The sequence below is a fragment of the Rubrivirga marina genome (genome assembly GCF_002283365.1).
Lineage (GTDB): Bacteria > Bacteroidota > Rhodothermia > Rhodothermales > Rubricoccaceae > Rubrivirga > Rubrivirga marina.
The window spans coordinates 2,831,181-2,856,911 of sequence record NZ_MQWD01000001.1 but is presented as its reverse complement, the minus strand read 5'-3'; the positions used below and the strand labels follow the sequence as shown (position 1 = coordinate 2,856,911).

The 25,731-nt window shown below is 73.0% G+C and carries 25 protein-coding genes; 19 read left to right on the top strand and 6 right to left on the bottom strand.

Features of this window, described 5'->3' with window-relative positions:
* The first annotated feature begins 63 nt into the window (after window positions 1-63).
* The 11 genes from BSZ37_RS11945 to BSZ37_RS11900 all read left to right on the top strand — a co-directional run bounded on the left by BSZ37_RS11945 (window position 64) and on the right by BSZ37_RS11900 (window position 10,030).
* On the top strand, window positions 64-594 hold the full coding sequence (locus BSZ37_RS11945; protein WP_095510762.1) for a response regulator transcription factor: 531 nt from the start codon (window positions 64-66) through the stop codon (window positions 592-594).
* On the top strand, window positions 591-1,664 hold the full coding sequence (locus BSZ37_RS11940) for a HEAT repeat domain-containing protein (protein ID WP_095510761.1): 1,074 nt from the start codon (window positions 591-593) through the stop codon (window positions 1,662-1,664). Before BSZ37_RS11945 ends, BSZ37_RS11940 begins: the two co-directional genes overlap by 4 nt.
* Window positions 1,661-3,076: a glycosyltransferase family 2 protein gene (locus BSZ37_RS11935; RefSeq protein WP_095510760.1), complete on the top strand. Its 1,416-nt coding sequence runs from the start codon at window positions 1,661-1,663 to the stop codon at window positions 3,074-3,076. The genes BSZ37_RS11940 and BSZ37_RS11935 overlap by 4 nt, the downstream gene beginning before the upstream one ends.
* Window positions 3,077-3,078: 2 nt before the next feature.
* Entirely contained in the window at window positions 3,079-3,837 is a 759-nt protein-coding gene (locus BSZ37_RS11930; protein ID WP_143537643.1) for a YaiO family outer membrane beta-barrel protein, read from the top strand.
* A 168-nt stretch (window positions 3,838-4,005) separates the two neighbouring features.
* Complete coding sequence (locus BSZ37_RS22025; protein ID WP_179299601.1) at window positions 4,006-4,170, top strand: hypothetical protein; 165 nt, start codon at window positions 4,006-4,008, stop codon at window positions 4,168-4,170.
* Between the two features lie 12 nt (window positions 4,171-4,182).
* Window positions 4,183-4,479 carry a LexA family protein gene (locus BSZ37_RS11925; protein ID WP_281253048.1) on the top strand — a complete coding sequence of 99 codons (297 nt, stop codon included), beginning with the start codon at window positions 4,183-4,185 and terminating at the stop codon, window positions 4,477-4,479.
* 878 nt (window positions 4,480-5,357) lie between these two features.
* Window positions 5,358-5,876, top strand: a complete 519-nt coding sequence (locus BSZ37_RS11920) for a cupin domain-containing protein (RefSeq protein WP_095510757.1) — start codon at window positions 5,358-5,360, stop codon at window positions 5,874-5,876.
* Between the two features lie 32 nt (window positions 5,877-5,908).
* Window positions 5,909-7,543 (top strand): tetratricopeptide repeat protein, encoded by a 1,635-nt coding sequence (locus BSZ37_RS21550; protein ID WP_143537642.1) that lies wholly within the window; start codon window positions 5,909-5,911, stop codon window positions 7,541-7,543.
* A gap of 1,064 nt (window positions 7,544-8,607) precedes the next feature.
* Entirely contained in the window at window positions 8,608-8,904 is a 297-nt protein-coding gene (locus tag BSZ37_RS11910; RefSeq protein ID WP_095510756.1) for a helix-turn-helix domain-containing protein, read from the top strand.
* A gap of 271 nt (window positions 8,905-9,175) precedes the next feature.
* Window positions 9,176-9,379 carry a hypothetical protein gene (locus BSZ37_RS11905; RefSeq protein WP_095510755.1) on the top strand — a complete coding sequence of 68 codons (204 nt, stop codon included), beginning with the start codon at window positions 9,176-9,178 and terminating at the stop codon, window positions 9,377-9,379.
* 78 nt (window positions 9,380-9,457) lie between these two features.
* Window positions 9,458-10,030, top strand: a complete 573-nt coding sequence (locus BSZ37_RS11900) for a hypothetical protein (RefSeq protein WP_095510754.1) — start codon at window positions 9,458-9,460, stop codon at window positions 10,028-10,030.
* A 35-nt stretch (window positions 10,031-10,065) separates the two neighbouring features.
* On the opposite strand, the gene BSZ37_RS21545 is transcribed toward BSZ37_RS11900, so the two are convergent.
* A complete protein-coding gene (locus tag BSZ37_RS21545) occupies window positions 10,066-10,272 on the bottom strand; it encodes a hypothetical protein (RefSeq protein ID WP_143537641.1) in 207 nt (68 codons plus the stop codon).
* 131 nt (window positions 10,273-10,403) lie between these two features.
* Complete coding sequence (locus tag BSZ37_RS11890; RefSeq protein ID WP_095510752.1) at window positions 10,404-11,474, bottom strand: DUF72 domain-containing protein; 1,071 nt, start codon at window positions 11,472-11,474, stop codon at window positions 10,404-10,406.
* Between the two features lie 112 nt (window positions 11,475-11,586).
* Between BSZ37_RS11890 and BSZ37_RS11885 the strand changes: the two genes are divergently transcribed.
* Window positions 11,587-13,530 carry an ATP-binding protein gene (locus BSZ37_RS11885; protein ID WP_095510751.1) on the top strand — a complete coding sequence of 648 codons (1,944 nt, stop codon included), beginning with the start codon at window positions 11,587-11,589 and terminating at the stop codon, window positions 13,528-13,530.
* Between the two features lie 77 nt (window positions 13,531-13,607).
* Window positions 13,608-13,898 (top strand): LexA family protein, encoded by a 291-nt coding sequence (locus BSZ37_RS11880; protein ID WP_095510750.1) that lies wholly within the window; start codon window positions 13,608-13,610, stop codon window positions 13,896-13,898.
* A gap of 376 nt (window positions 13,899-14,274) precedes the next feature.
* Here BSZ37_RS11880 and BSZ37_RS11875 read toward each other — a convergent pair whose 3' ends face one another.
* From BSZ37_RS11875 to BSZ37_RS11865, 3 genes are read right to left on the bottom strand one after another with little or no spacing between them, the layout of a single operon-like run.
* Window positions 14,275-15,312, bottom strand: a complete 1,038-nt coding sequence (locus tag BSZ37_RS11875) for a T9SS type A sorting domain-containing protein (RefSeq protein WP_095510749.1) — start codon at window positions 15,310-15,312, stop codon at window positions 14,275-14,277.
* A 7-nt stretch (window positions 15,313-15,319) separates the two neighbouring features.
* Window positions 15,320-16,777, bottom strand: coding sequence for a TlpA family protein disulfide reductase (locus tag BSZ37_RS11870; RefSeq protein WP_095510748.1), 1,458 nt, complete (start codon window positions 16,775-16,777; stop codon window positions 15,320-15,322).
* Between the two features lie 11 nt (window positions 16,778-16,788).
* Window positions 16,789-17,340: a phospholipase A2 family protein gene (locus tag BSZ37_RS11865; protein ID WP_179299600.1), complete on the bottom strand. Its 552-nt coding sequence runs from the start codon at window positions 17,338-17,340 to the stop codon at window positions 16,789-16,791.
* Between the two features lie 813 nt (window positions 17,341-18,153).
* Here BSZ37_RS11865 and BSZ37_RS11860 point away from each other — a divergent pair.
* The 4 genes from BSZ37_RS11860 (at window position 18,154) to BSZ37_RS11845 (ending at window position 22,565) form a co-directional block, all read left to right on the top strand.
* Window positions 18,154-18,351 carry a hypothetical protein gene (locus BSZ37_RS11860; protein WP_095510746.1) on the top strand — a complete coding sequence of 66 codons (198 nt, stop codon included), beginning with the start codon at window positions 18,154-18,156 and terminating at the stop codon, window positions 18,349-18,351.
* Window positions 18,352-19,060: 709 nt separating this feature from the next.
* The gene (locus BSZ37_RS11855) at window positions 19,061-19,564 is read left to right on the top strand and encodes a hypothetical protein (RefSeq protein WP_095510745.1); all 504 of its coding nucleotides are present in this window, start codon (window positions 19,061-19,063) and stop codon (window positions 19,562-19,564) included.
* 243 nt (window positions 19,565-19,807) lie between these two features.
* Window positions 19,808-21,076, top strand: coding sequence for an FG-GAP repeat domain-containing protein (locus tag BSZ37_RS11850; protein ID WP_095510744.1), 1,269 nt, complete (start codon window positions 19,808-19,810; stop codon window positions 21,074-21,076).
* Between the two features lie 100 nt (window positions 21,077-21,176).
* Window positions 21,177-22,565 carry a Y-family DNA polymerase gene (locus BSZ37_RS11845; protein WP_095510743.1) on the top strand — a complete coding sequence of 463 codons (1,389 nt, stop codon included), beginning with the start codon at window positions 21,177-21,179 and terminating at the stop codon, window positions 22,563-22,565.
* A gap of 50 nt (window positions 22,566-22,615) precedes the next feature.
* On the opposite strand, the gene BSZ37_RS11840 is transcribed toward BSZ37_RS11845, so the two are convergent.
* Entirely contained in the window at window positions 22,616-23,725 is a 1,110-nt protein-coding gene (locus tag BSZ37_RS11840; protein ID WP_095510742.1) for a tyrosine-type recombinase/integrase, read from the bottom strand.
* A gap of 1,048 nt (window positions 23,726-24,773) precedes the next feature.
* On the opposite strand from BSZ37_RS11840, the gene BSZ37_RS21540 reads away from it, so the two are divergent.
* Together BSZ37_RS21540 and BSZ37_RS11835 are read left to right on the top strand one after the other, a co-directional pair.
* Window positions 24,774-25,391, top strand: a complete 618-nt coding sequence (locus BSZ37_RS21540) for a hypothetical protein (protein WP_143537640.1) — start codon at window positions 24,774-24,776, stop codon at window positions 25,389-25,391.
* A gap of 80 nt (window positions 25,392-25,471) precedes the next feature.
* Window positions 25,472-25,660, top strand: a complete 189-nt coding sequence (locus tag BSZ37_RS11835; protein WP_179299599.1) for an IS3 family transposase — start codon at window positions 25,472-25,474, stop codon at window positions 25,658-25,660.
* Window positions 25,661-25,731: the final 71 nt, after the last annotated feature.

Sequence of the window (25,731 nt, the reverse complement as noted above, 5' to 3'; positions counted from 1 at the left end):
GGCGGGCCGCCGTTTGAGTCAGGGAGTCCCAAACCGATACCCCCCTAGAATCGAACGGCTCCGATGACTGACCGACACACTAAACCGGACGTCCGCGAGGGGGCGATGCCGGCGCCAGAGCGCCAACCGCCAGCCGCCCTCCTCCCCGGTCGGGTGGCGCCGCGGTCGGAGGCCGCGGCGCCCGCCTTCGTAGCGAGGCCTGCCCCGGCCGACACCCGACCCCGGGTCCTCCTCGCAGAGGACGACCGGATCTCGGCGAACGTCGTCCGGCACCGCCTCGAGCGTGACGGGATGGCAGTGACCACGGTGAGCGACGGGAAGGCTACGCTCGACGCCCTATCGGACGAGCGGCTCGACGCGGCGCTCCTCAGCGCGTCGCTCCCAGGTGTCGACGGGCTCGAGGTCCTCCGCCGGGTCCGGGCCGGAGAGACGGACCGGCCCGAGTTGGGCGTGGGCGTCATCCTCTGGCCGGGGAACGACCGCCTCGTCGCCCGCGCCTACGACCTGGACGCCGACGACGTCATCGTCCGCCCCTTCTCGCTCATCGCCGTCAGCGCGGGAGTCCGCCGTCTCACGCGTCGCCGTTCCCTGTGACCCCCTTCCCCCCGGCCGACTTCGTGGACGCCGCGGCCACCGGGCTCCTCGTCCTGACGGTGGTCGCGCTCGCGCTCACCGCGCTCGTGGTCGTCGTCCATGTCGCCGCCGACCGCGCGGAGTCGCGCCGGGCCGAGCGGTGGGCCCGTTGGGAGCGGGCGCTCCTCGATGCCCTCGTGGGGGAGCGCCCCCCCTCGTCGTTGGGCCCGCTGGTCGGTGACGGCGAGCGGGGGGACTACTTCCAGCTCCTCATCGCCTATGCCCTCCGCCTGGGGGGCGAGAGCCGGGCCGTCTTCGCCGAGGCCGCGGCCCCCCACCTCGACACGGCACGGCAGTGGCTCTGCGACCGCCGCGCCGACCGCCGAGCGCTCGCTGCGCACCTGTTCGGGCTCGTCGGGTCCGTCCCCGACCTCCACCGGCTCGTCCCCCTCCTCCACGACCCGGCGCCCGAGGTCGGGATGATCACGGCCCGAGCGTTGGGACGGTCTCGTGACCTCCGGTACCTCCGCCCCGTCGTCGGGGCGCTCGACGGGTTCGAGGCGTGGGGGAGCCCGGCCGTCGCCTCGGCGCTCACGCTCTTCGGGATCGAGGCCGGCCCCACCCTCGAGGCCGGTCTCGCCAGCCCCGAGCTCAGCGAGTCGGCGAGGACCGCGTGCGCCGAGGCCCTCCGCCGGCTGGGCTACGTCCCGGCCGGCGACACGGCCGCGGCCCTTCTGTCGGAGAGCGAGCCGCCCCGGGAGGTCCAGGCCGCCGCGCTCCGGCTGCTCCGCGACGTCGGCGGCCCCGGCCACGCGGACGCCGCCCGCGCCCTCCTCCACCACGGCGACGAGGTGGTCCGGCTCCACGCCATCAGCGCCCTGTCGGCCCTCAGCATCCGCCCGGACGACGCGGCTCGGATCGAGCACGCGCTCGCCGACCCCTCCCCGTGGGTCGCGCTCCGGGCCGCCCGCGGCCTCGTCGAGGCCGGTCGGACCGCCCCGCTCCAGGCGATCGCCGAGGGCGACGCGCCCTGCGCCGGCGTGGCGCGCCAGGCGCTCGCCGAGGCCGGGTTCCTCGCCCCCGCGACATGACCGACCTGTTCCACGCGCTCTTCTGGGCAGTCAGCGGGCTGACGCTGGGATTCTTCGTGGCCATCGCCGCGACGTACTCCGCCACGACCGCGCTCGCGTTCCCCGCGCTCCTCCGCCTCCGGCGGTGGTCCCGGACATTCCACGTCGGCGAGGCGGCCGGGGCCACCAGCGCTCCCCCGATCACGCTCATCGCGCCGATGTACAACGAGGAGACCGTGTGCGTCGAGGCCGTCCGGGCGCTCCTCGGGGTCGAGTACCCCAGCAAGGAGATCCTCGTGGTCGACGACGGCTCGAAGGACCGGACGGCCGAGCGGCTCATCGAGGCGTTCGACCTCGTCCCAGCCGTCCGCCATCGGACGGCCCGCATCGAGACGGCCGAGGTGCTCCGCTCGTACCGGAGCCGGAGCCGACCAGACCTCTGGTTCATTCAGAAGGCCAACGGCGGGCGCTCCGACGCGATCAACGTCGGGATCAACCACTGCCGGACGCCGCTCCTCTGCACCCTCGACGGCGACAGCCTCCTGGCCCCGGACGCGTTGTACCGCGTGGCCCAGCCGTACCTCGAGGACCGCACGACGGTGGCCGTGGCGGGGACGATCGGGATCGTCAACGACTGCGGGGTCCGCGGCGGCCGCGTTGAGGAGATCCGGATGCCGCGCGGGTGGGTCGCCCGGTTCCAGGTGCTCGAGTACATCCGGGCTTTCGCCGCGTCGCGCGTCGGGTGGAACGCGATCGACGCGCTCCCGCTGATCTCCGGGGCGTTCGGGCTCTTCCGCCGGTCGGCGGTCGTCGCCGTCGGCGGGCTCGACCCCGACACCGTAGGCGAGGACTTCGAGCTGACGCTGAAGCTCCACCGGTACCACCGCGAGCGCGGGCTGCCCTACCGGGTCGACTTCGCGCCGGGGGCCGTCTCGTGGACGGAGTGCCCGTCGACACTGGCCGTCCTCGGGCGTCAACGGGACCGCTGGCAACGCGGCGGGCTGGAGGTCGTGTGGAAGCACCGGCGCATGCTCTTCAACCCGCGGTACGGCCGGGTCGGGATGATCTCGCTCCCCTCGTTCCTCCTCATCGAGATGCTCGGTCCCCTCGTCGAGGCCGTCGGTTACGGGGTGCTCGTGGCCTCGCTGATCCTCGGCGTCCTGAACGTCCCGGTGGCCCTCCTCCTGCTTGGACTGGCCCTCGCGCTCGGAGTCTGCCAGTCGATCGCGGCCGTGGCCCTCGAACAGTTCGCCCTCCGCCGCTACACCTCGCTCCGGGACCTCGCTCTCCTCCTCGTCATGGTGGTCGCCGAAAACCTCGGCTACCGCCAGCTGACGGTCTGGTGGCGGTTACAGGGAGTCTGGAAGTTCCTGCGGAAGGACTCGTCGTGGGGCGAGATGACGCGGACCGGATTCGCCACGACCTCTACCTGACCATGCGCGCCGCCCTCCTCGTTGCCGCCCTGATGGCCCTCTCGGCCTCCGCCCGCGCACAGCACCGCGCCGGGTGGGGCGGCGTCGTCAGCTACGGGGTCGAGGCGTTTCGATCGGACCGCGAGGCGTGGCAAAGGTCGCAGGTGGCGGTCCAGCGCCGATTTTCGGAAGGGGCGGCGTCATTGGAGGCCGGCCACTGGCGACGGAACGGGGAGACGGCGCCGTTCGCGGCGACGGACCTCTACCGTTCCTTTGGTCGAGCCGGCTACGGGAACCTTCGGGCGCAGGTGGCCCCCGGTGCGACCGCCATCGCTCGTTCGGACCTCCTTGGCGAGGGGTACCTCGCCCTCGGCGGCGGATGGGAAGGCTCCTTCGGGGTCCGCCACCTCACGTTCGAGGCCAACACGGTCACGCTCGGCACGGGGTCGCTAGCCCGATACGCCGGCAACTGGCTCATCCGGGTTCGGGCCGTCGTCGACCCGGCAGCGGTGACCGGGGTATCGACCTCTCTCTCAGCGCGCCACCTCTTCGACGGGACCGGCGGTCTGACGGCGCCCTTCGCCGAAGTCAGGCTCGGACAGGGGCAGGAACCGATTGTCGCCCCCGACGGGACGGCGGCGATCCGCCAATCGTGGGGCGTCTCGGTCCGCGCTCAGCGCCCGGTGCTGGGACGCGTCGGCCTCTCGGTCGGCACCGGCTACACGATCGACGGCACGTTGTCGCGTTGGCATACCGACCTCGGAGTCGCCGCGGCGTTCTAGGCTCTGTCCGGTGATGAGGCCGGCGTGACGGGCGTCATCGTCTCGACTGGCCGTGCCTCGGTGGCCTCCGGCGGCCCCCCGGTCCACGGGTCGTACTGACCCTCCGCGTACGGGGCCTCCCAGGACCTCCGGAGCCTCGGACCGTCAGGGCGGACCGATCCCCCTCCCATGCCCACCTCCCCCCACCTCGGAGACGGTGCGTCGACGCGACCGCTTCCCCCGGGAGAGCTCGTCGTCGAGGTCCTCCCGGCCTCGGCCGTCGCCCCCAGCCCCCGCCTCCAGCTCTACCTCGAGCACGTCCCGGCCGGGTTCCTCTATCCGGCCGACGACTAGGTCGGGGGCCGGCTGAACCTCCACGAGCTCGTCGAGGCCGACTCCCCCTCGTGCTTCTTCCTCCGCGTCCGGGGCGAGTCGATGACGGGCGACGGGATCCTCGACGGGGACCGGATCGCCGTCGACCGGGCCGAGGAGCCGAAGAACGGGTCGATCGTCGCCGCAGCCGTCGACGGCGAGCTCACGCCCAAGCGGTTCACGCGGATGGAGGTCCGGGGCCGCGAGCGCGTCCGCTCCCCGCGGCGAACCCGGAGTACGATCCGAGCGAACTCGCCGAGGGCCAGGAGCTCGTCGTGTGGGGCGTCGTGACGAGCCACGTCGGGTTTCACTCTCCCGTAGGAAAGGGGCTCCGTCACTTGACCGATTGAGGCGTAACGGCGGCGGAGGCCGAGGACGGCGCTCATCGCCGTCGATCCGCGGCCTCGGTACTGCTTCACCGGCAGTGCTCTACCGGCCACGCGTGGGACGACACGCCTTGCCCGATGTGAGCCCATCCTCCCACGCTGGCTCTATGGGAATGCCGAAGGGCCGCCGCCGACATGGCGCTCCTGCCGACCGGTGTCGCTAAACATGGTGCGGTAATTCTGGCCGGGCTCTTGCCGTGTCAGCGCCCCGCCTCCTACACTCCGTACCGGCCCCGCATGGAGCGTCGTGTGGGGCCGAGAGCCTCGCGGGCCGAGGTCCCGGGCGATGGCTAGATCGAACCATCCTGTGTCGGGTGGGGTTCGCATTGCCGACCCCGGCCTGAGACCCACCGCCCGATGCGAGGGCGGCGCGTGGGAGTCTGTGATCCACGTCTCCGTGTCTGGCATGGCGACCCCGCGCGGTGCGCCATCCCCCGCCACCCGACGAGCCATCTGGCACTCGGGCCTGCTCGCGTGGGCCTCCGCGGCGAGCTTCGCGGTCCCTGCAGCGGCCCAGCACGCCAGTCACGACGCCGGCACGACGTCCACCGAGGCCAGGCCGACGCCGAGCAGGACCGGCGGGGCCGGTTGCGAGCGTGGCGCCGCGCGGACGAATGACGACCCCCGTGCCTCTCCCTGCGGACGGCGGCGCCCGATCCGTGTGCCGCCCCGATGGCCAGGCCCCACCGGCCGCCCAGAGCCTCGTCCCTTTACAACTGTGAATAGCAGCGACCCGATGAGACGCCGAGCGTCGTCCGCCCACTCCCACCCGACACGACTGCCATGAGCCCCATCCCTGAGAACGGACATCCCCTCGCAACCGAGCCCACGGTGGTCCCGCCCGACGGGCGCGCGTCCCACGACTTCGGCGGGTTCGGCGTCGATTGGAAGATCGACGGCGCCGAGGCCGGCGGGCGCTTCGCCGTCGTCCACCACCCCATCGCGCCGCGCCAGCTCGCGGCCCCGCTCCACCGCCACCGCCACGAGGACGAGTACTCGTTCGTGATCGAGGGCACGCTCGGCGCCCTCCTCGGCGACGACGTGGTGACGGCCGAGGCGGGGACGTGGGTGTTCAAGCCGCGCGGCCAGTGGCACACGTTCTGGAACGCCGGCGACGTGCCGTGCCGGATCATCGAGGTCATCTCGCCGGCCGGGTTCGAGGACTTCTTCCGCGAGATCGCCGAGGCGTGGGGCGACGTGGACCGCGTGGTGCGGATCAACGACGCCTACGGCCTGGAGATGGACTTCGACAGCGTCCCCACGCTCTGCGAACGGTTCGGGCTCTCGTTCCGCGAGCGGTGACCTCGGCCTACAACACTCAGCTCCCCACTCCCATGCGTGCTCCCGTTCTTCTCCTCGTCCCGCTGGTGGCCATCGCCGCCAGCGCCCAGGGCGGCGACCCGCTGGCTCCGCGTCTCGACGGCCTGGGCGACCACACCCGCCCCGCCGACACCGACGACGCCGACGCGCAGCGGTTCTTCGACCAGGGGCTCGTCCTCGCCTACGCCTTCAACCACGCCGAGGCCGCCCGCGCCTTCCGCGAGGCCCAGCGGCTCGACCCCGCCTGCGCGATGTGCGCCTGGGGCGAGGCCCTCGTCCTCGGCCCCCACGTCAACGCCCCGATGACGCCGGCGGACGTGCCCGTGGCGTGGGCGGCCCTCGGGCGCGCCCGCGAGCGGGCCGCTTCGGCCCCCGCCGCCGACCGGGCCCTCGTCGAGGCCCTTGCCGCCCGGTACGTCGCGGAGCCCGTCGAGGACCGCTCCGCCCTCGACCGCGCCTACGCCGACGCCATGCGAGAGGTCGCCCGGCGCTACCCCGACGACGCCGACGTGCAGGGCCTCTTCGCCGAGGCCCTCATGGACACGATGCCGTGGGACTACTGGTACGGCGACGGCTCGCCGAAGCCCGAGACCGAGGAGGTTCTCGCCGCGCTCGAACGCGCGATGGCCGTGGACCCGGCCCACCCGCTGGCGCTCCACCTCTGGATCCACGCCGTCGAGAAGCAGCGGCCAGAGCTGGGCGTCGACGCTGCGGACCGGCTCGGGCCGCTCGTCCCCAACGCCGGCCACCTCGTCCACATGCCGAGCCACATCTACCTCCGCGTCGGGCGCTACCACGACGCCGTCGTCTCGAACGAGCTAGCGACCGAGGCGGACGACAACTACCTCGCGCAGTGCCACGCGCAGGGGCTCTACCCCATCGGGTACGTCCCCCACAACCACGACATGCTGTGGATGGCCGCCTCGATGGCGGGGATGCGGGCGGCGACGCTGGAGGCGGCCGGCCACCTCTCGCACATGGCCGACCCCGCCCTCTTCCACGCCCCCGGCGGGCTCGGCGGGCAGGTCCAGCACATCACGGCGATCCCGCTCCTCGCCCGCGTCCGCTTCGGCGGGTGGGACGAGATCCTCGCCGCCCAGGCACCTCCTTCTGAGCTCGACTACCCCACTGGCCTGTGGCACTTCGCGCGCGGCGTCGCCCTCGCCCGCACAGACCGCGTCGACGAGGCGGAGGCGGAGTGGGCGGCGCTCCGGCCGATCGCGGCCGACATGGCGCTCGACACCCTCACCATCTTCGGGTTCAACACGCCCCACTCCGTCCTCGGCATCGCCGAGCGGTACCTCGCCGGCGAACTCGCCGCCGCGCGCGGCGACACCGAGGCCGCCGTCGTCGCGCTGGAGGAGGCCGTCGGGCTTGAGGAGCAGCAGATGTACACCGAGCCGCCCAACTGGCCGCTCCAGGCCCGCCTCGCCCTCGGCGCCGTCCTCCTCGACGCCGGCCGCGCCGAGGAGGCCGAGCGGGTCTACCGCGACGACCTCGTGTCGTGGCCGAGGAACGGGTGGGCGCTCACGGGGCTGATGGGGTCGCTCCGCCAGCAGGGCCGCGACGCCGAGGCCGACGTCCTCCGCCCCGAGTTCGAGGCCGCCTGGGCCCACGCGGACATCCTGATCACCGCCTCGCGGTTCTGAGGCCCTCTCCACCTTCTGCCCGGGATCCCCCATGTCCCTAACGACCCTATCCGGACCGCGATGCTCGCGCTGGGCCACGCCTACGAGGCCCGCCACGCCGACGGGCGGGCGTTCCAGTACCGAAGGGCCGGATCGGTCGGCAGGGCGGGTTCGACGACGACAGGGGACGACACCCGACGAACCGGGACGCGGCGAGGCGAGGTGATGGGGCTGAGCATGAGGGCTTGGCGGGGTGTGATGTCGAGCGGAAGGGCGGGCACCGTGTGCCACCGTCCGCGGAGCGCTCTAAAGCAGGCGCCGCCCCCCCGCAGGTCTTGAACGAAACGCTCGCCCCCGGGTCAAATTCCAAGACGCCCGAGATGACAGTCTGCGGCGCCGAGGCATTTGTCGGTGGCCCCTTGTCTAGGGGCTGGAAGGGCGTTACTTGAGGCCTCCCTGCTCCAACGCCTCTGAACACGATCGCCCCGAGCGCGCCCGGCGAACGCCGGATCTCGCACGACGCCCTTCCGAGCTCGCTCCGTCCGTTCCTCAGCGAGCTCTACGAGGTCCCGTACCCCATCGCCTCGGCCGGATCGTACCGGATCCCCGTCAGCGCGGGCGTCACGCCCATCCTCAACGTCACCGTCCGAGGGCAGGCCCGTGGCGAGTTCAGCGGGCACCCGCCGTTCTGGATCCCCCCGGTCCTGCTCTCCGGTCCCCAGCCCGACGCCTACGCCGCGGAAGTCATCGGCGGGCTCCAGGCGTTCTACGCGACGTTCCCGGCCGTCGGGCCGCTGGCGGTCCTCGGCGTCCGGCGGTATTGGCGAGGCGGGGCTGACAGGCCGCCGGCGCTCGCCGCGCTCGTCCGAGCCCCACTCGCAGAGGCGGCCCACGCCTTCGAGCGGGCGCTCCTCGACGCGGCCGACTTCGAAAGCCGGGCCGCTCTCACGCTCGACTTCCTGGGGAACGGGCTTGCCAGCGCGCCGTGGAGCGACCTCGTCGAGGCCGAGTTCCTCCAGCGTGCCGTTGACGCGATCGAAGCGGCCGAGGGGCGGATCAGGGTCGACGCGATCGCACACAGCCTCATGGTCAGCACGCCGACGCTCCGACGGCGGTTCGCGGTGCTCGGCGTCTCGGTCAAGCGGTACGCCGAGATCGTCCGGTTCCGGCTCGCGCACGCCTTTCTCCACGCAGTGCCGGGCACGACGTGGTCCGACGTGGTCGAGCGGTTCGGCTACGCCGACCAGTCCCACTTCGTCCGGGCCTACCGCCGCCTCGCGGGAGTGTCCCCGACACGTTGGGAGAGCGCAGAGCGCGTGATCGACCGGCGGATGGGGATCGAGGAGGCGCCCCCGACCCGGAGCCCCGATTCCGTTCTCTGATCGGTTCGTTCAAGACACGGTGGGCCTCGGAGTCCGTACATCGGCGGCCTCCCCCTGCCGCCCATGCCCGTCCATCACGGGCCCGCCTCGGAGTCAGAGTCTACCAGGCCCGTCACCCGGGCGACCGCCCCGCGTCGGGGGTGGGCGCCACCGTCGTGAGGTGACCGGCCGGCGGCGGTACAGGACGACGTGGGACGGCCCGCCGCCGCCGGTCTCCTCCTGGTCCTCTCTCTCTCTGACCCCACCTTGCGCCCGCGCCGTCGCCCCGCTGGTGGCCGAGGTCGAGCGGCTCGCCCGCCACGTCGCCGTCCTCAATGACCGCCTCGGCGACCGGCTCCTGGCGCGCGCCGAGGCGGCGGCCCACCTCGGCGTGTCCACGCGGACGCTCGACCGCTGGACGCGCGAGGGGCGCGTGAGTCGGGCCTCCGAGAGTCCGCCGCGCCACACGGTCCCCGGCCTCGACAAGGCGCTGTAGGCACCGCGTGCGAGCCAACCGTTCCAAGCGATGGCGGAATTTGGGGCGGAGCGCGCCCGCCCGCGAGGTTCGGCCACCATGCGATCCGTCCTCCTCACGCTCGCTCTCGGAGCCCTCGTCGGGTGCCGCCCCGAGCCGGCCCTCCCCCCCATCGAGGTGAACTGGGGGTGCGGCGCGTGCGGGTGCTGGGCCACCAGCGAGGTCGTCAGGGCCGAGGTCCCCGAACTGGAGCGGGCGAAGCTCCTCGGGCCCCGCGAGCTCCTCGCCGAGGTCGCCGTCCACCGCGCCCGCACTCGCGGCGTCGAGCCCGACACGTCGCGCCCGTGCTACGGGGTCTGGGGGCCGTACGTGCTCGTGGCTGGGCCCGACCGCGACAGCGTCGAGGCGGCCGTGGTCGCCGTTGGAGGGTCGCCCCGGCCGGCCCGCTTCCAGCGGCGCGACGGCCTCTCCGCCGTGCTCGCGGACCTCGGTCCCCCGGGCGTCTCGGAGCTCCTCCGGTCCCCGGCCGTCGCGGAGGTGTCGAGCCTCCGCCCCACGTGCGGGTGCATCACCCAGAGGGAATCGCTGTTCCCCCACGGGCCCTGTCCAGCCGAGGGCGCCGCCGTCGGGACGGATGACCTCACCGCACGGACTCGCGCCCCGCCAGGATGACCCAACGGGGCGCGAGGGATCACGAGCGGGGGAGGTCACCGGCCCGGGTCGGTCGAGGCCGCCTGGGCGAGGGCCGCCACGGCCCGGTCGTTGCGGAGCGCGTGCGCCCCGTAGTGGTCGACGAGGATGGCGATGAGGAGGTGGCGGGCCCGGGGGTCCACCGGGCGACCCAACTCGGCCCCCGCCTCGTCCCGGAGCGTCGCCACGACGCCGCCCGCGGCCTCGAGACCACGGAGGGCCATGACGCGGAGGCGCTTGTCGGGGTCGCTGCGGAAGACGGAGAGGAGGGCCTGGACGTCGTGTCGGCATCGTGACGTTCGTGTCTCGCGACGTCCGGTCCAGCCGGAAGCGCTGAGCACCTCCCCGTACGGCCTCAGAGCCGGTCGAGCGCCCGGTCGGCCACGGCCCGGGCGAGGTGCGGGGCGTTCCCGAACGCCCGGTTGTTCGGGATCACGTTGAGGACCGCCCCGGCCTCGACCGCCTTCGCCGCGAGGTCGGCCGTGTCCTCGATCATCTCCCGGGCCCCCGGCGTCCCGGCCAGCGCGGGGACGACGGCGTCGAACGGGTAGGCCAGCCCGTAGGCCTCCTCGTACCGGGTCCGGAGCGGCGTGAGGAGCCGGACGACGGCCTCCCCGTTCGCCGCCGTGAACCGCCCGCCGGCCCGCCGGGCCTGGTCGCCGAGCGACGGGAGCCACGTCCAGTGGCTGAAGACGTACCCGAGCCCCCGCGACTCCAACCACGCGAAGTACGGCGGCTCCAGGAGGTGCGGCGAGCGGACTTCGAGGTGGGCCTGGACCGCGGCGCCCCCGACCGCGGGCGGGACGTCGGCGAAGAACCCGTCGAGCTCGCCGACGAACGCCTCCGGCGTCGGGCTCTGGCCCTTCGGCGCGTACTCCTGCTCGAACACGACGCCGGTCAGCCGGTCGCCCAGGACGTCGACGGCCGGGCCGAGGAACTGGTCGGCGTACCGGGCCGCGTCGAGGTACGTCGGGTTCGGGACGTACGCCGGGCGGCCCCTCTTGGCCAGGCCCTCGTCGAGCTTCACGGCCGACGCCGGGGCCCGCTCGCGACGGAGCGTCCGGGCCGAGAACGCCTGGGGCGCCTTGAGGAGGAAGCGGGCGTCGTCGGGGGCGTGCTCGGCGTACCGCTCCAGGACGAACCGGTTCGACGTTGGCTTCCCGGCGTCGTCGGCGAGCGGTCGGTAGAACGTGAAGTCGAGTTCGACGACGGAGAAGTGGCGGAAGTAGTCGGCCGTCGATTCGACCGGGAGCGTCCGCTCCTCGTACGTCGTCCCGCCGAGCTTCTTGGTCCGCGTCGAGACCCGGTCGGCCCAGACGTCCTCGGGGTAGACCTGGCCGATCCACCCGGCGTACCGGTCGGAGGCCGTCCCGAACCGGAGGTGGGGGTGGACGTGGCGGAGGTCGAACGGCGACGGCTCGGACATGGCGGTCAATGGGGAGGTCGACGGCGAACGTAGGGGGCCCAGGTGACACGGCGTGTCACCGCCGTCCCCCATCTTGTCCCGCCTCGTCCCCGTCTCTACGTTCTCGGCCGACATGACCGACCCGGTCCCCGACCTCGAAGCCCGCGTCGCTGCCCTGGAGGGCGAGGCGAGCTCGGCCCGCGTGGACGCGCTCAACGCGCTGGCCCACGGGCTCGGGCCGGGCGAGGCCGACCGGATCGAGGGGCTCGCCCGGGAGTCGCTCGCTCTGGCCGGCCGGCTGGGGTACGCCCCGGGGCGGGCGTTCGCGACGGCCCTCGCCGGGTACGCCCGGCTCCTCCACGCCGACCCGCTCGGGGCGCTCCACCTCCTCCTCGACGCCGAGCGCGATCGGGACCTCCTCCCACTGGAGCTCGACCGGTGGGTCCAGCAGGGGCTCGCGTGGGCCCACCGGGACCTCGGCAACTTCGAGGAGGTCCTCCGGGTCCTCCAGGCCCTCCTCGACCGGGTCCGCGCCGACGGCGACGCGCTCCAAGAGGCGTGGGCCCTCATCGGGCTGAGCGGGGCCGCGACCGACCTCGACGCGCCCCGCGACGGGCTCCGGTTCGGGCATGAGGCGTTGGCGCTGTTCGACCGCCTCGGGATCGCTGGAGGACAGGCCCGGGCCCACGTCGCCGTCGGGACGGCCCTCTGCGACCTCGGCCGGTACGCCGAGGCGAAGGGCCACCACGAGCGGGGGCTCGCGATGGCCCGCGGGGCCGGCGACGTGGCGACGGAGGCCCAGGCGCTCCACGCGCTCGCCGTCCTCGCCCAGGCCGAGGGCGCCCCCCGCGACGCGCTTCTCCTCCACCGCGTGGCGCTTGACCTCCGCCGGGGCGCCGGCCTCCGCCCAGACGAGTGCGAGAGCCTCCTGGACATCGGCCGGGCCCTCCGCGCGCTGGGAAAGCCGAAGGAGGCCGTCGAGACGATGGAGCGGGCGCTGGAGTTGGCCGAGGCCGTCGGGGCCAAGCTCCGGGCCAGCCAGGCCCACGTCGCCCTCGCCGAGGCGTACGAGACGCTCGGGCGGATGGGCCACGCGCTCCGCCACCTCCGCCGGAACGAGGCGGTCCGAGAGGACATCCTCGGCCAAGAGATGGCGGCCCGCCTGGAGGCCCTCTCGGCCCGCCACGCCGCCGAGCGCGCGCTCGACGACGCCGAGCGGGCCCGGCGCCACTCCGACGAGATGGGGCGGAAGAACGACGAGCTGGAGGCCGCCCTCGCCGAGGTCCACCGGGCGCAGGCCCGGCTCGTCCAGTCCGAGAAGCTCGCGTCGCTCGGGCGGCTCACGGCCGGCGTGGCCCACGAGCTCAAGAACCCGCTGAACTTCGTGACGAACTTCGCCGACCTCTCGGTCGACCTCGTCTCGGACGTCCACGACGCCGTGGCCGACGCGCTCGGCGGGGGCCTCCCAGACCCACTGGTCGAGGACCTCGACACGCTCGGGGCCAACCTCGCCAAGATCGCCGAGCACGGGCGCCGGGCCGACGGGATCGTCCGGTCGATGATGTCCCACGCCCGGAGCGGCCCCGGCGACCGGCGGACGGTCGACGTCCACGCCCTCCTCCGGCTGACGGTCGAGGCGACGCGGCAGGCCCGGCTCGCGGCGGGGAGTCCGGCCGCGGAGGTGGCCTTGGTCCTGGGCCCCGACGTCCCCCCTCTGCAGGCGGTCCCCGAGGACCTCGGCCGGGCCGTCGCGGGCCTCGTCGAGAACGCGCTGTACGCCGTGGCCGCCCGGTGTGCGGCCGAGGGCGAGGGGTACCGCCCGGCCGTGACGGTCCTCACGCGACGGGACGGGGCCGTCGTCGAGGTCGTCGTCGAGGACAACGGCGGCGGGCTCTCGGAGGAGGCCCGGGCCCGGGCGTTCGAGCCGTTCTACACGACGAAGCCGACGGGCGAGGGGACCGGCCTCGGGCTCTCGATGGCGTGGGAGACGGTGGTCCAGGGGCACGGGGGCGACCTCGTCCTGTTGGACTCGGCCCCTGGCCGGGCCACGTTCGCCGTCCGGCTCCCCGTCCCGTAGGCCCAGAGGCGGGCGGGCCCGGCGGGTGTGACAGGGCGGGCGACACGAGGCGCCCCCCTGGTCCCTCCCCTCGTCCTATGTCTCCCCGCCGTCTCGTCGCCCTCGCCGACGGCTCCGCGTTTTACGTCGTCGTCGACCGAGCTGTAGGGCCCGAGTCGGGGATGATCGTCGTGGCGGCTGTCGACGGCGAGCTGACCGTCAAGCAGTACGTCCGGCGCGGCGAGCGGGTCGTGCTCCTCGCGGCGACCCCGGACCACGGGCCGATCGAGCTCCTCGACGGGCAGGACATCGACGTGTGGGGCGTGGTCGCAAGCCACGTCGGGTTCCACTTGCCTGTAGGGAGGGGCCTCCGGCGTGTGGCAGCTTAGGTGGCCCAGGGAGCTGAGGGCAGATAACGCCGCAGAGCGCGAGTCGTATGTGGCCCAGACCCCACGCCGTAACTCCCACGGGCCCGACTGTTTCAGGCTCGGGCGGCCCTATCCTAACGCCGGCCGAGACCTCTGCTGGCACCCGTGCCCTCGTCACTGGGGCCGACGCGGCCGAGAGCCGGCTCCCAGTGACCCCGCCCCGTTCGCGAACGTCTGCAGCCTCGCGCTCGGGCGGCCTCGGAGCGTGAGGGCTCGGCGATCGCCGAGTCTAGGGCCTCCTTCGGCGCGCCCTGGCTGACCGAGGGCGCGACGTGCCTGTGTGTGCGGCGGCGGTTGACCTCGCGGCCGAGGTCTCTGCCCGACCAACATCGCTCGATTAGCGCACGACGGTGAGCGTGCGTGTCACGGCCGCAGCGCCCGTCGTCGCGCGGACGACATAGACCCCAGCCGCCAGCGGCGTGTCGACGGTGAGCCGGAGGTCGCCTGCCGCGGCGGGGCCATCGTGGAGCACGGCGACCTCGCGGCCGACCACGTCGAACACGGCAACGCGGACCGCGCCCGGCTCGGCCACGCGGAGCGGGACCGTGACGGCCGCGCCGTTCCGGGCGGGGTTCGGGTAGGGCGCCCCCAGCTCGACGGCACGGCTCCCCGGCGGGCTCGGCTCGTCCCCGACCGGTCCGCCCACCTTCTCCAGCGTCACGTTGGCAACGAACGCGGCCGACGACCCGACGGCCGGGAACGCGAGCGTCCCTGCGAACGCGCCATTGGAGAACTCGCCCGCGACGGAGAGGCCCGTCGCCATGGTCCACGAGCCCCAGGTGCTGTAGTGGTACCCCGAGAGCGTCCCGAGATCGACCCAGGCCCCGGTCACGGGGTCGGCCACCGCGAGCCGGCCGGTCAAAGCGTCCTCGACGTCGGCGATCTCGAACTGGACGTCGAGCCGCTCGCCGCCCAGCACGGACACCCCGGCCCACGTGCCGGCCCAATCGAGGAGGCCGCAGGGCGCCACGCACCGGGCGAGGCCGTCGTCGCAGAACTCGTCCCCCGGGCTCCCGCAGAAGTAGGCGGGGCCGAGGCCGGCGCAGTCGGCGCTCGACGCGCAGGTCGGGGCCTCACAGAAGGAGACGTCGAACGGGAGCTCGGCGCAGGCGTACGCGCCTTCCGGCGTGTCCATGCAGAGGCAGTTCGAGCTGTTGGAGCAGAACTCCGGGAGACCGGGGACGGGAGACCCGACGCAGGCTCCGCCCGTGCGGACCGAGACCGGGGCGCGGTCCGCGGTCCGTGGGCTGGCGAAGCCCGTCCCGGCGAATGAGAGGGCCGTCGTGGCAGCGAAGGCGCCGAGCGCGCGGAGGGCGTCGCGGCGGGAGGTCGAGGCGCCGAGGGTCCGGGCCAGGGTGTCGAGGCGGGTGGTCATGGCAGGGCTAGAGGGCGGGTTCGGTTCTACCAGCGGCCAGAGCGAGCACGGCTGGCGCGCCGACGGCGACGGCCGAGGCGACACGGCCGTCCGCGCCGATCCGGACGGCGGACGGCGTGCCGCTGGCGCCGAACGCGCGCCCCGCGGCGAAGGCGGAGTCGAGGAGGACGGGCGAGCGGAGGTCGAGGGCCCGGGCGTCCTCGGCCGTCCCGGAGGTGACGACGAGGAGCCGCGGCGCGTGGGGGTCGGACGCGAGGTCGGCCTCGAGGGCCCGGAGGTCGGGGAGCATCCGCTGGCAGTAACCGCAGCGGGGGTTCCAGAAGACGAGGACGGCCTCGGCGCCGCGGAGGTCGGCGAGGGCGACGTCAGGCCCGTCGACCATCGGGAGCCGGACCCCGGGGGCCGGCGCGCCGACGGGGAGCCCGGCGGGCACCGGAGCGGCGGCCTCGGACAGCGCGCGGCCGAGGGCAGCCTGCGTCACCCACGCCCGGATCGCGTCGGCCCCTTCCAGGACCGGACTCGCGACCCGGCCTTGCGCGTCGACGAGGACGGCGCCGGGCGTGCCGTGGCAGTCGTAGGCCTCGGCCACCTCGCGGTCCCGCTGGCGGAGGACGCGGTCCAGCCCGTGCCTGGCGGCCTCGGCCGCGTTCGCCTCGGCGCTCCCGCGGCTCACCACGACGGTCGTCCACCGGCCGGCGTGCTCACGCTGCCACCGGCCGACCTCGGGGAGGAGCGCCCGGCACGGGCCGCAGCCGGGGTCGGAGAAGACGAGGAGCGCCGGCCGGTCTCCCGAGAGCACGTCGCCCAGAGAGACGTCGGCGCCGTCGAGCGCGGGCAACCGGAAGGACGGGGCCGAGGCGCCGACGGCGGCCGGGCCCCCGGAGGTGCCGAGCCGGGCCTCTAGCGCCTCGACGCGGAGCATGAGCCGGCCGTTCTGGCGGAGGAGCCCGAGGAGCCCCCACGTCAGCCCCCCGGCCACCCCGACCCCGGCGAGGGCCAGCACGCCCGTGGGCGTCGCGATCGGCAGGCGAGCGACCCAGGCGAGCGCGCCCGGTCCTGCCGACCCGTTCAGAGCGGCCGCGGCGACGCCCCCGGCCAGGGCCGCCAGCGCCAGGTTCCGCACCAGCGTGGCCGGCCCGGCCGGGCGCGAGTGGAACTGGCCGAAGCAGTGGCAGTCGGGCGCTTGCCCCCGGAGGAGGGCGGCGCCGATCCCGACCGAGAACACGAGCAGGAGGCCGAGCGCGGCCGTCGCCGCGGCCCCCGCGGTCGACGCCGGCAGCAGGAGGACGGCCACGACCACCTCCACGAGCGGGAGGGCGACGCCGAGCGGGGCCGCCAGCAGCGCGGGTACGCCGAAGCCGCGGAGGGCGCGGCGCGAGCCGGCGACGTCGGCGAGCTTGGCGAGGCCGGCCACGAGGAAGACGGCGGCGAGGGCCAGCCGTGCGAGGACGAGGAGCGTCGGCATGGGCGTGGGGCTCAGCAGCGGCCGGACTCGCGGCCGCAGCCGCCGCCCTCGCAGCACTCGCAGGCCTTGACCTGAGCGGCGGCCCACGCGGGCGCCCCGCCCTGCGCGACGGCCTGCCAGTAGGCCACGGCCGTGTTCATGCACCACCCGCGTGTGAGCGTGTGGAGCGTGCCGGCGTATGCCTGCTCGCACGAGTGGACCATCCCGCCGAAGAAGTCGTCGTCGCACTCGGCCTGCGACATCGAGCAGTTCTCGTAGCAGTGGTCGTGCTGGTTGCAGGCGGGCGTGAAGGCGGCGCTCCCGAACCCTTGCGGGACCGGGATCGAGCCGCCCTCGGCGCCGCAGCCGTTGTGCGTCGGGACGTTGCCCGGCTTGCCCTGCTTGAGCCGCGTCGGGGGGCAATGGCCGTCGGCAGGAACGGGCTCGCAGGTAAGGGCGGGCGCGGCCACGGCCGGCTCGGGAGTGAGGCTGAGCCAGGCACCGAGGACGCCCGGGAGGGCGCGGGTCACGCTCTGCTCGGAGGCGCCGAGCGCGCGGGCGAAGCGGTCGAGTCGGTGGGTCATGTCTGAGCGAGTGGGCGTGGGGAGCTCGGGTCCAAGGGAGAGGCGTTGGGAGGGTTTGCGGGCAGGGGCGCAGCAGGCACCGAACCCATTCTCTCCCACACAGAGGGCGATGTCATGGGTCGTTCCACCCATTCGGAGGTGGGGGCAGAGGGGAGGCCCTGCCGGCCGGTGGTCCCACGCTGCGCTCGTGCCCCTAGCTCGCGGCGGCTCTGTCCCGGCCAATCATTGGGCTGGCCGAGGCGGCCACGTGGCGCGACAGCCCGGCCCCTCACTTCGGCAGTGGCGCGGCGGGCCTCATGCAAGCGCCACGCGTAGGCACAGAGGCCGGCCAGGAGTGGGCCTTCAACCGTCCAAAGCTTTCGGGCTAGACGCTTTTGGGGTGGGTCGAACGCGATCTCGCGGTCGCCTCGGCCCTGACGCCCGACCTCATCCGGGCCGCGATGCTCGCGTTGGGCGAGGCGTTCGTCGCGGCCGGCGATCGGGGCCGGCCAGGCCGGCGTCGTCCTCCGCGAGCTCCGGCCGCCGAGGCCGTGACCGCGTCCCACGCCGAGGCCTACCTCCTTCCGCCTCGATGGGTCTGCGCACGGACCCGCCGAGGCGGACCCACGAACCGCGATCCCCTCCACAACCTCGGCTCCGCGCGGGTCTACCCGACGGCCGACAACGCGCCGGCCGCTCACGCCCGGGATCGACGTCGACTAGGCCCGTCGGCTCCGTCTGGCGGGGCGCGCGTCTGCGGACGAGACCGCGGACACCGGCTCAAGGTCTGGAGACACCAGCCGATTCTAGGGGAACGTCTTAGCTATCGCGCTCATGCCCCGCCCCCCGAATCGGCCCGACCGAAGGCTCTACAACCACGCTCGCGTCGAGCTCGCCCTGGCCTCCGCCGCGGGGTCGACGGCCTGGAGCCTCGCGGGGCGGGCGGCCGCGCCCGGCCCGGAGCACCGGCTCGACCGCCGTGCGCTGATCGAGCCGGCAGATCGGGCCCTCCCGATCGTCAATCGGAACTGAGGGTCTCGACGGTACCCCCCGTCGCCCCTGGGCCCTGGCCCCACTACCTGTCTCCCTCACTCGGTGCGCTGGCAGTCCGTCGGCGACGAAGGCCTCCCTGAGGGAGCGCCGTGGCACACCCTGGCCCCTTCACGACGACGACGGACGGGGCGACCAGCGTGTCGGCAGGGCGGACCTCGGCCTGGGATGGGAGTGGGGTCATGGCGTGCGCCCCTCGGCGCAGGCTGGGGCGAACGCGTGTTCGCCGTGGGTGGAAGGCCGACGGGACGCACGTCGCGGTCGGATACGAGAGAGGCCCGGCCTCCACGGGTGTGGAGACCGGGCCGCGGTGACGAGCCCGCCGGTCAGGGGTCAGGAGCGGGTGCTCAGGGAACGACCCGGGGGCCTCGAATCGGCACGGGCCGCGGGCGGCGGACTCGGAGTGGGCGCTCGGACGCCGCGCCGGGATCGGGAGGGACCGGGGAGGCCGTCAATAGGGCCGGCGGTGGGGGACGTGGGGGCGGCCTCCTAAGGGGGCGGCCCCCCGAGGGGGCAGCCGCCGAGACGCCCGGAGGCCGAACCGGCGGCGGACCCGTAGGTCGAGGCGACGGCACCGGCTCGTCCCCCCGCACCATCCGCCGGCCCCCGAGCCGGCCCTAACGTCGACGGCGGGCCGGGCCTCCCCCGGCGCCCACGGACTCGTGCCCCCACCCGGACCCCTGAGCGCACCATGAACGACCTCACGTGCCGACTGCACGCGGCCCTCGGAGAGCGGCGAGGCGCCGACCGCTGGCGAGGGCCCGAGGCCGCCGGCGAGGGCCGGGTCGAGCGGGCCTTCCTCGAGTGGTACCGCGGGCACCTCGTCCCCGCCGTGTTCGAGGCCGACACCGTCCTCGCGACGCGGGGACTGGCGGCCAAGGCGGCCGGCCCGTCGAGGGACGGCGGCGTCCTCGGGACGACGGTCGGGGTCGGGACCTCCCACGGCGGCCTCTTCATCGGCGCGACCGGGGTCGTGTTCTCCGTCGACCTCGGCGGGGTCTCCGTCCGTCTCGTCCCGGATCGGGGGCGGCCCCCGTCGAGCCGGCGGGAGCCCCGGTCCGGGGCGCTGTTGCCCGGCGATCGCCACGTCGGCCTCGGGGACCTCGACCGGTCGGTCGCCGACGACGCGATCGTCACCGCCGTGCGGCACCACCACGCGCTGGGCGGGTTGACCCGCCACGCCTTCCGCCTGTAGTGGGGGCCGACTCGGGGTCGCGGGGTGAGCACGCGGGCGACGGGGAGGACCGCCGTGGCCGCCGTCGACGGCGAGCCGACCGTGAAGCGGTCCGTGCGCCGGGGCGACCGGGTGATCTCGCCGGGTTCCACCTCCCGTCCGGGAGGGGGCTCCGGCGGGTGGCCGCGTGAGCGCCGTTCGGGACGTGGACGTCCACGGATTCGCCCCTTGATCCTCGGGCGGGAACGCCTACCTTCGGCGCCCATGACCCGACCCCTCGCGTCCGCCCTCGCCGCGCTCGCCGCCCTCTCGGCGTGCGACACCGGGGGGCCCTCCGATCCCCCTCCCGAGATTTCGTTCGGGCCGGCCGTCGCCGTCGGCGTGGACGGGGTCCCGAGGCCGGGGCCCGCCGTCGGCGACGTCGACGGCGACGGCCGGGCCGACCTCGTCGTCGCGACGCCCCAGACCCCGAGCGGCGAGAGCCTCCCGACGCTCTACGCGGCCCTCGCGGACGCCGGCCCCGACGCCCTGTCGTTCCGAGTCCTCCCCTCGACCGCCTCCAACCGCGACGCGTGTTGCTGGGTCTCCGCCGCCCTCGCCGATCTCGACGGCGACGGCGACCCCGACGCGGTCGTGGCCGGCGGGGGCTCGGCCGGCGCCGTCGACCTCCTCTCGAACGACGGGTCCGGACGGTTCGCCCTCGCCGAGAGCTGGCGGGTCGACGTGCTCGGGGGGGCCGACCCGGTCGGCCTCGTCGCCGTGGGCGACCTCGACGGCGACGGGCGGCCCGAGGTCGTTTCAGCCCGGTACTTCGGGGCGGCCGACGCCTTCGATACCGGCGAGGTCGGGCCCGCGCGTGTCGGGTCCCGCCCGGCCACCGTCGGGCCCACGCGCGTCCGGCTCCGCCCGGCCACCGAGCACGGCGAGTACAGCGTACGTGGGCTGGCCGTGGCCGACTTCGACGGGGACGGGCGCGACGACGTCGTCCACGGGTCGGCGGCCGGGCTGACGCTCGCGACGTTCGGGGCCGGGGCCCCTCTCCGGGTCGCGAGCCAGCGCGTCGTGCCCGCCCTCGTGCCCTCGACCGCCTCGCTGTCGATGGCGGCGGCGGACCTCGACGGCGACGGGGACACCGACCTCGTCGTCGCGCCCGAAGCCCCGACGCCGAGGCCGCCCGAGGTCGCCGCGCTCGTCAATGACGGGTCCGGCCAGTTCACGTCGACCGTGCTCGCGGTCTCGGACGACCCCTCGGCCGAGGTCAACGGTCTGGCCGCGGCGGACTTCGACGGGGACGGCGACGTCGACGTCGTGGTGACCGGGATCGGGGTCGCGGCGCTCCTCGTGAACACGGCGGGGCGCGGGGCGCCGCCGGCGTACGAGGGGCGGGAGCTCCCTGGGGGCCCGTTCGTCGCGCCGCTCGTCGTCGTCCTCGCGGCCGACCTCGACGAGGACGGCCGGCCGGACCTCGTGGGGCGGCACGGCTTCGGGAGCGAGCTCGTCGTGTACCCCAACCGGTTCGGGCTGGAGGGCTGAGGGGGCGACTGTGAGGTCGTCGCATCGGGCGCCGACGGGGCCGGTGACACGGGGGTTGGCAGGGCGGGGAGCCTCTTTCCCAGTTCCACCGACCCGCCTCGTGTCCCCAGCGTCCGTCGTCCCGCTCCGTCGGCTCGTCGCCCTCGTCGACTGCTCCGCGTTCTACGTCTCGTGCGAGCGGGTCTTCGACCCCTCGCTCGACGGCCTCCCCGTCGCCGTCCTCTCGAACAACGACGGGTGCGTCATCGCCCGGAGCCAGGAGGTGAAGGACGCCGGGGTCCGGATGGGCGAGCCGTTCTTCAAGTGCCGACGCGAGCTGGCCGACATGGGCGCGCGGGTCTACAGCTCGAACTACACGCTCTACGGGGACATGAGCCGGCGGGTCATGGACACGCTCCTCTCCGTCTCGCCCCATGTCGTCCCCTACAGCATTGACGAGGCGTTCGTCCACCTCCCGACGGGCGGGCGGACCGGCGACGCGCTCCGCGAGCACATGGAAGCGACCGCCCGCGAGATCCGGCGCCGCGTGCTCCGGTGGACAGGGGTCCCCGTCCGCGTGAGCGTGGCCGAGACGAAGACGCTCGCGAAGGCGGCGAGCGAGTACGCCCGGACGCTCCTGAAGGCCGGCGGCGAGCCCGTCGTCTGCCTCTGGGGCCACCCCGACCGCGAGGCGTTCCTGGCCTCGCTCGACGTCGGCGACGTGTGGGGCGTCGGGCGGCGGTGGGGTCAGCGGCTCCGCGACCTCGGGTTCTCGACGGCGGCAAAGCTCGCCGGGGCGCCCGACGCCGTGATCCGGAGCCGGTTCAACGTCGTCCTCCTGAGGACGGTCCACGAGCTCCGGGGGACGGCGTGCGTCCGCGACGGGGACGGCCCGGTCGAGCGGAAGACGATGGTCCGCTCCCGCTCCTTCGGCGAGCCGGTCGAGGACGTCGACGTGGTTCGCCAGGCCGTGGCGACGCACGCGGCGCGGGCGGCGGAGAAGCTCCGGCGCGAGGGGCTCGTGGCCGGCCGGGTCGGCGCGTTCTGCACGACGAAGGGCTTTGGCCAGGGGCCACACCGGACGGGCTGGGTCGAGCGCGACCTGACGGTCGCCTCGGCCCGGACGCCCGACCTCATCCGGGCCGCGATGCTCGCGCTGGGCGAGGCGTTCGTCGCGGCCGACGCGCAGGGCCGGACCTACAGGTACCGGAAGGCCGGCGTGATCCTCAATGAACTCCGGCCGGTGGGGACGGAGCAGGGCGCACTGTTCGGGGCCGACGAGCGGACGCCGGAGTGGACGGCGGCGCAGGGCCGGCTCATGGACGCGGTCGACGCGTGCAACCGGCGGTTCGGGCGGCGGGCCGTCGCGTTCGCGGCGATGGGACCGCTGAGCGCGCTCAGAAAGGCGCGGGACGGGGCGGCCGGGGCGCCGCAGTGGGAGATGCGAAGGGAGCGGATGAGCCCGCGCTACACGACGCGGTGGGGAGAGATCGCTGCCGTCCGGGCATGAAGGGCGAATAACACGACGACCTCAGACGCCCTCGGTCGTAGAGGGACAACTCAACCGGGCCCGTCCAGCGCCGACCGGATCCGGTCCCCCGCGACGTCGTCGGCGACGGAGCAGTAGAGCATCGTCGTCGCGACGTCGGCGTGGCCCGCGAAGCGCTGGACGACCGGGACGGGAACGCCCCTCTCGATCAGCCACGTGACGGACGAGTGCCTGAGGACGTGGGGCGTGAGGTCCGGGACGCCCGCGGCCACGGCGAACCGCTTGACCGTCTTGCTGCACGTCCCGGGGTGAACGCCCCTCCCCCGCCCCGCGACCAGGACCAACCCCGATGGCGACGACCGCCCGCCTCCGAGATCGTCGAGCACAGAGGCGGCCCGCGACGACAACGGGATCCTGCGCTCGGCCCCGGACTTCGACGTGAACGCGTCCGTACAGGCCACCGTGAGGTGCCCGCGCTCCAGGTCGACGTGGTCCCACCTCAGGTGGAGCCCGTTCCGCCTCATCGCCGTCTCCGCCCCGAGGCGGACGAACTGGGCGGCCCACGCGGCCGACCGCTCCTCGCCGTCCCGACAGTGACGCTCGGCGTACGCGGCGACGGCCTCGACCTGGTCGGGCCGGAGGGCCTTGGGGAACTGGCGTGGCACTCGCTCCAACCCCACGTCGTCCGTGACGTCCGAGGCCGCCCAGCCGCGCTCGACGCAGAACCGGACGAACGCCCGGAGGTGCCGGAGGTAGTTCGCCTTCGATACCGGCCGCACATCGCGCGTGTTCAACCACGTAGTGACCGAGTCGCTGTTGACAGTCGCGATGGGCCGATCGCCCCCCGCGTGCTCGACGTACCAGCGCGTGACCCGCTCGTAGTTCAGCCTCGTGTTCGACGCGAGGTGGGACCTGCTGAGCAGGAAGGCGTCGCGAGCCTCAGCCAGCGTGGGGGTCGTCACAGTCCTGACCAGCCGCGCCTCGGTCGCCTCCGGGGGAGGGTCGGTCCACGGGTCGTAACGGCCCTCCGCGTACGCCGCCTCCCACCGCCTGTGGAGCCTCCTCGCCGTCCGGAAGTCGCGCGTCCCCGTCGACACCTGCTTCCTCTTGGGCGACCGGTCCGCGTCGTAGAACTGGACGGTGTAGATCCCCGTCCGCTTGTCCTTGTGGAGTCCTGCCATCGCTCGCTCCCGCCTCTGCGGGTGGCTGCGAGCGCGCCTCCACCGGCCCCCGAGTGGGGCACCGGGCACCAGCAATACGCCAGCAGCCCCCGCGCCGTGACGTCCTCAGGAGGACCGACCGGAACCAGAAAAGGCCGCCGAGATCGCTCTCAACGGCCCTCTGAGGGTGCCCCTGAGTGGTCTGGTATCGAACCGCTTCGTAGCCGAGATGGAGCAACTAGCGGCGTTGGCCCCGCTAGTCCCTGTGACCTTGCTGGACCCACTTGCCGGATACGAGAGGCCCGTTCCCCGGTAGCGACCCAGTCACGTAGGCATATCCCTTTCAGGCTTCCAACTCTCTACGACCTCATTCTCGGACGTCCCCTCTGCCTCCCAAAGGGGCGGGACACAGCTTCTGCATTCCCGGTACAGGAGGTTCTGTTGGCGCTAGTGCGCTGCCAACACCAGACTGGCGGCTCCATCCTCCTGCTTCGGGCTTGGGAGCAACCGATACCGAGGAGCGGAGTACATTCATGGCACTGAAACGCTGGAAGCAGCGTTCAATTATGGGAAACCAGCGCCAGAACTGGCCACATGGCGCTCTGACAAAATGAGCTCGACAAAAGGAAAAGCCTCAGAGCACAAGCACGACCCTGGGGTGCGCCTGACGAGCTCAGGCGTGCTCTACGTTGAGCCTGGGTACTATCTAGATGACCCCCAAGTCAGGGGCGCTCTTGCCCAAATGGGACGTCTTGTCAAGGCTTCGAAAGCAAAGCGCGTTCGCCCGCGACGACTCGTACGCCGCCGACTCACAAAGTGAAGGCGTAGTCGAGCCTAGCCGATGCCATACAACGTGCTGCTACTCCCCTTACTGGGGGGATTTTGGTTCGTCAGCCGTTGGCATTACACGCGACCGTACGTCAAAAGGGAGTCTGGCCAGCGATTGGTTTTCTTGTCCGCGCTAGTTGGCGTCGGCCTGATCGCGACAGCTTGGACTCTCACTCGCGCAATAGTGTGGTTCGACATTGAGCACCTAGGAGGATGGCTAGGTGCATCGTGGAGGTGGTATGTGCCTTTCCCTTTTGCTGGTAGCGGGTTGCTATCGCTGGCACTTGGACTAGCCGCACCTGAAATCCTCAACCCACGAATGGACGCAGAGGAGCGACACCGCGAGGTCGTGAAAAGCGATGGCGACCGCCTGGAGGTATTGCTAGACCGTGCCATAGATAACAAGTGGCAGGTATCCATCACCATGGATTCGGGCAAGGTCTACATTGGCTATGTGTCGGCACCAGTTGATCCAGCACAAGAAAGGCGATACATCACGCTCATCCCGTCAGTGAGCGGATATCGCGATCCAAAAACACATATTTTACAACTAACCACTGATTACACACAGGTTCTGCTCAACGTCGACCACGAAGCCAGTCGATTCAACAATATGACCAGAGGGGACTTTGAAGTGATCATTCCAGTTGGCTCCCTCAGGTCAATAAACGTATTCGACCAAACAGCATACCAACTATTCAACGAGATCAACGGCCCAGATGAAGCGGAGGCTATAGAGTCCGCCCCTTCTGCGGCACCATCAACTGAGAGAAGGAATACCTACGGCGGAAAGAAGAAACCTCACCACGCTTGGCCGACCTGGAAGCGCTTGATCCAAGTCTTTCGGCGGGGCAATTGAATTGTCAGGTTCGACAGCGAGGGGCTTGAATCCTTCTGGTGCGAAAAGTGGAGGGTATTCAGAAGAACCATAGAGTGGTCGTGACCCTGAAGTCGGAGGCCATCCACGACCACCGGTTCGAGACGCAGGCCGAGGTCCGGTCAGCGCTCTTCGACTACCTCGAGACCCTCTACAGCACGCGACGGCGGCATGCGTCGCATGGCTTCCTCGTGCTGGTCGCACACGATGACCGGCACCACCAACGGCAAGCGCTCAGGCTTGCCGCATAGCCTTGACCGGGCGTCCGCTACACCGGGTCAGGGTCAAATTGGTAACCATAGACTGACGGGAACCCTAGACC

Excerpts from the sequence above, each read along its gene's own strand:
- BSZ37_RS11875 (WP_095510749.1), bottom strand. The coding sequence starts at position 15,312 with ATGACCACCCGCCTCGACACCCTGGCCCGGACCCTCGGCGCCTCGACC.
- BSZ37_RS11930 (WP_143537643.1), top strand. The coding sequence starts at position 3,079 with ATGCGCGCCGCCCTCCTCGTTGCCGCCCTGATGGCCCTCTCGGCCTCC.
- BSZ37_RS11920 (WP_095510757.1), top strand. The coding sequence starts at position 5,358 with ATGAGCCCCATCCCTGAGAACGGACATCCCCTCGCAACCGAGCCCACG.
- BSZ37_RS11855 (WP_095510745.1), top strand. The coding sequence starts at position 19,061 with ATGAACGACCTCACGTGCCGACTGCACGCGGCCCTCGGAGAGCGGCGA.
- BSZ37_RS11885 (WP_095510751.1), top strand. The coding sequence starts at position 11,587 with ATGACCGACCCGGTCCCCGACCTCGAAGCCCGCGTCGCTGCCCTGGAG.
- BSZ37_RS11890 (WP_095510752.1), bottom strand. The coding sequence starts at position 11,474 with ATGTCCGAGCCGTCGCCGTTCGACCTCCGCCACGTCCACCCCCACCTC.
- BSZ37_RS11860 (WP_095510746.1), top strand. The coding sequence starts at position 18,154 with ATGCCCCGCCCCCCGAATCGGCCCGACCGAAGGCTCTACAACCACGCT.
- BSZ37_RS22025 (WP_179299601.1), top strand. The coding sequence starts at position 4,006 with ATGCCCACCTCCCCCCACCTCGGAGACGGTGCGTCGACGCGACCGCTT.
- BSZ37_RS11880 (WP_095510750.1), top strand. The coding sequence starts at position 13,608 with ATGTCTCCCCGCCGTCTCGTCGCCCTCGCCGACGGCTCCGCGTTTTAC.
- BSZ37_RS11945 (WP_095510762.1), top strand. The coding sequence starts at position 64 with ATGACTGACCGACACACTAAACCGGACGTCCGCGAGGGGGCGATGCCG.
- BSZ37_RS11865 (WP_179299600.1), bottom strand. The coding sequence starts at position 17,340 with ATGACCCACCGACTCGACCGCTTCGCCCGCGCGCTCGGCGCCTCCGAG.
- BSZ37_RS11900 (WP_095510754.1), top strand. The coding sequence starts at position 9,458 with ATGCGATCCGTCCTCCTCACGCTCGCTCTCGGAGCCCTCGTCGGGTGC.
- BSZ37_RS11840 (WP_095510742.1), bottom strand. The coding sequence starts at position 23,725 with ATGGCAGGACTCCACAAGGACAAGCGGACGGGGATCTACACCGTCCAG.
- BSZ37_RS11910 (WP_095510756.1), top strand. The coding sequence starts at position 8,608 with ATGGTCAGCACGCCGACGCTCCGACGGCGGTTCGCGGTGCTCGGCGTC.
- BSZ37_RS11935 (WP_095510760.1), top strand. The coding sequence starts at position 1,661 with ATGACCGACCTGTTCCACGCGCTCTTCTGGGCAGTCAGCGGGCTGACG.
- BSZ37_RS11870 (WP_095510748.1), bottom strand. The coding sequence starts at position 16,777 with ATGCCGACGCTCCTCGTCCTCGCACGGCTGGCCCTCGCCGCCGTCTTC.
- BSZ37_RS21545 (WP_143537641.1), bottom strand. The coding sequence starts at position 10,272 with ATGGCCCTCCGTGGTCTCGAGGCCGCGGGCGGCGTCGTGGCGACGCTC.
- BSZ37_RS11850 (WP_095510744.1), top strand. The coding sequence starts at position 19,808 with ATGACCCGACCCCTCGCGTCCGCCCTCGCCGCGCTCGCCGCCCTCTCG.
- BSZ37_RS21550 (WP_143537642.1), top strand. The coding sequence starts at position 5,909 with ATGCGTGCTCCCGTTCTTCTCCTCGTCCCGCTGGTGGCCATCGCCGCC.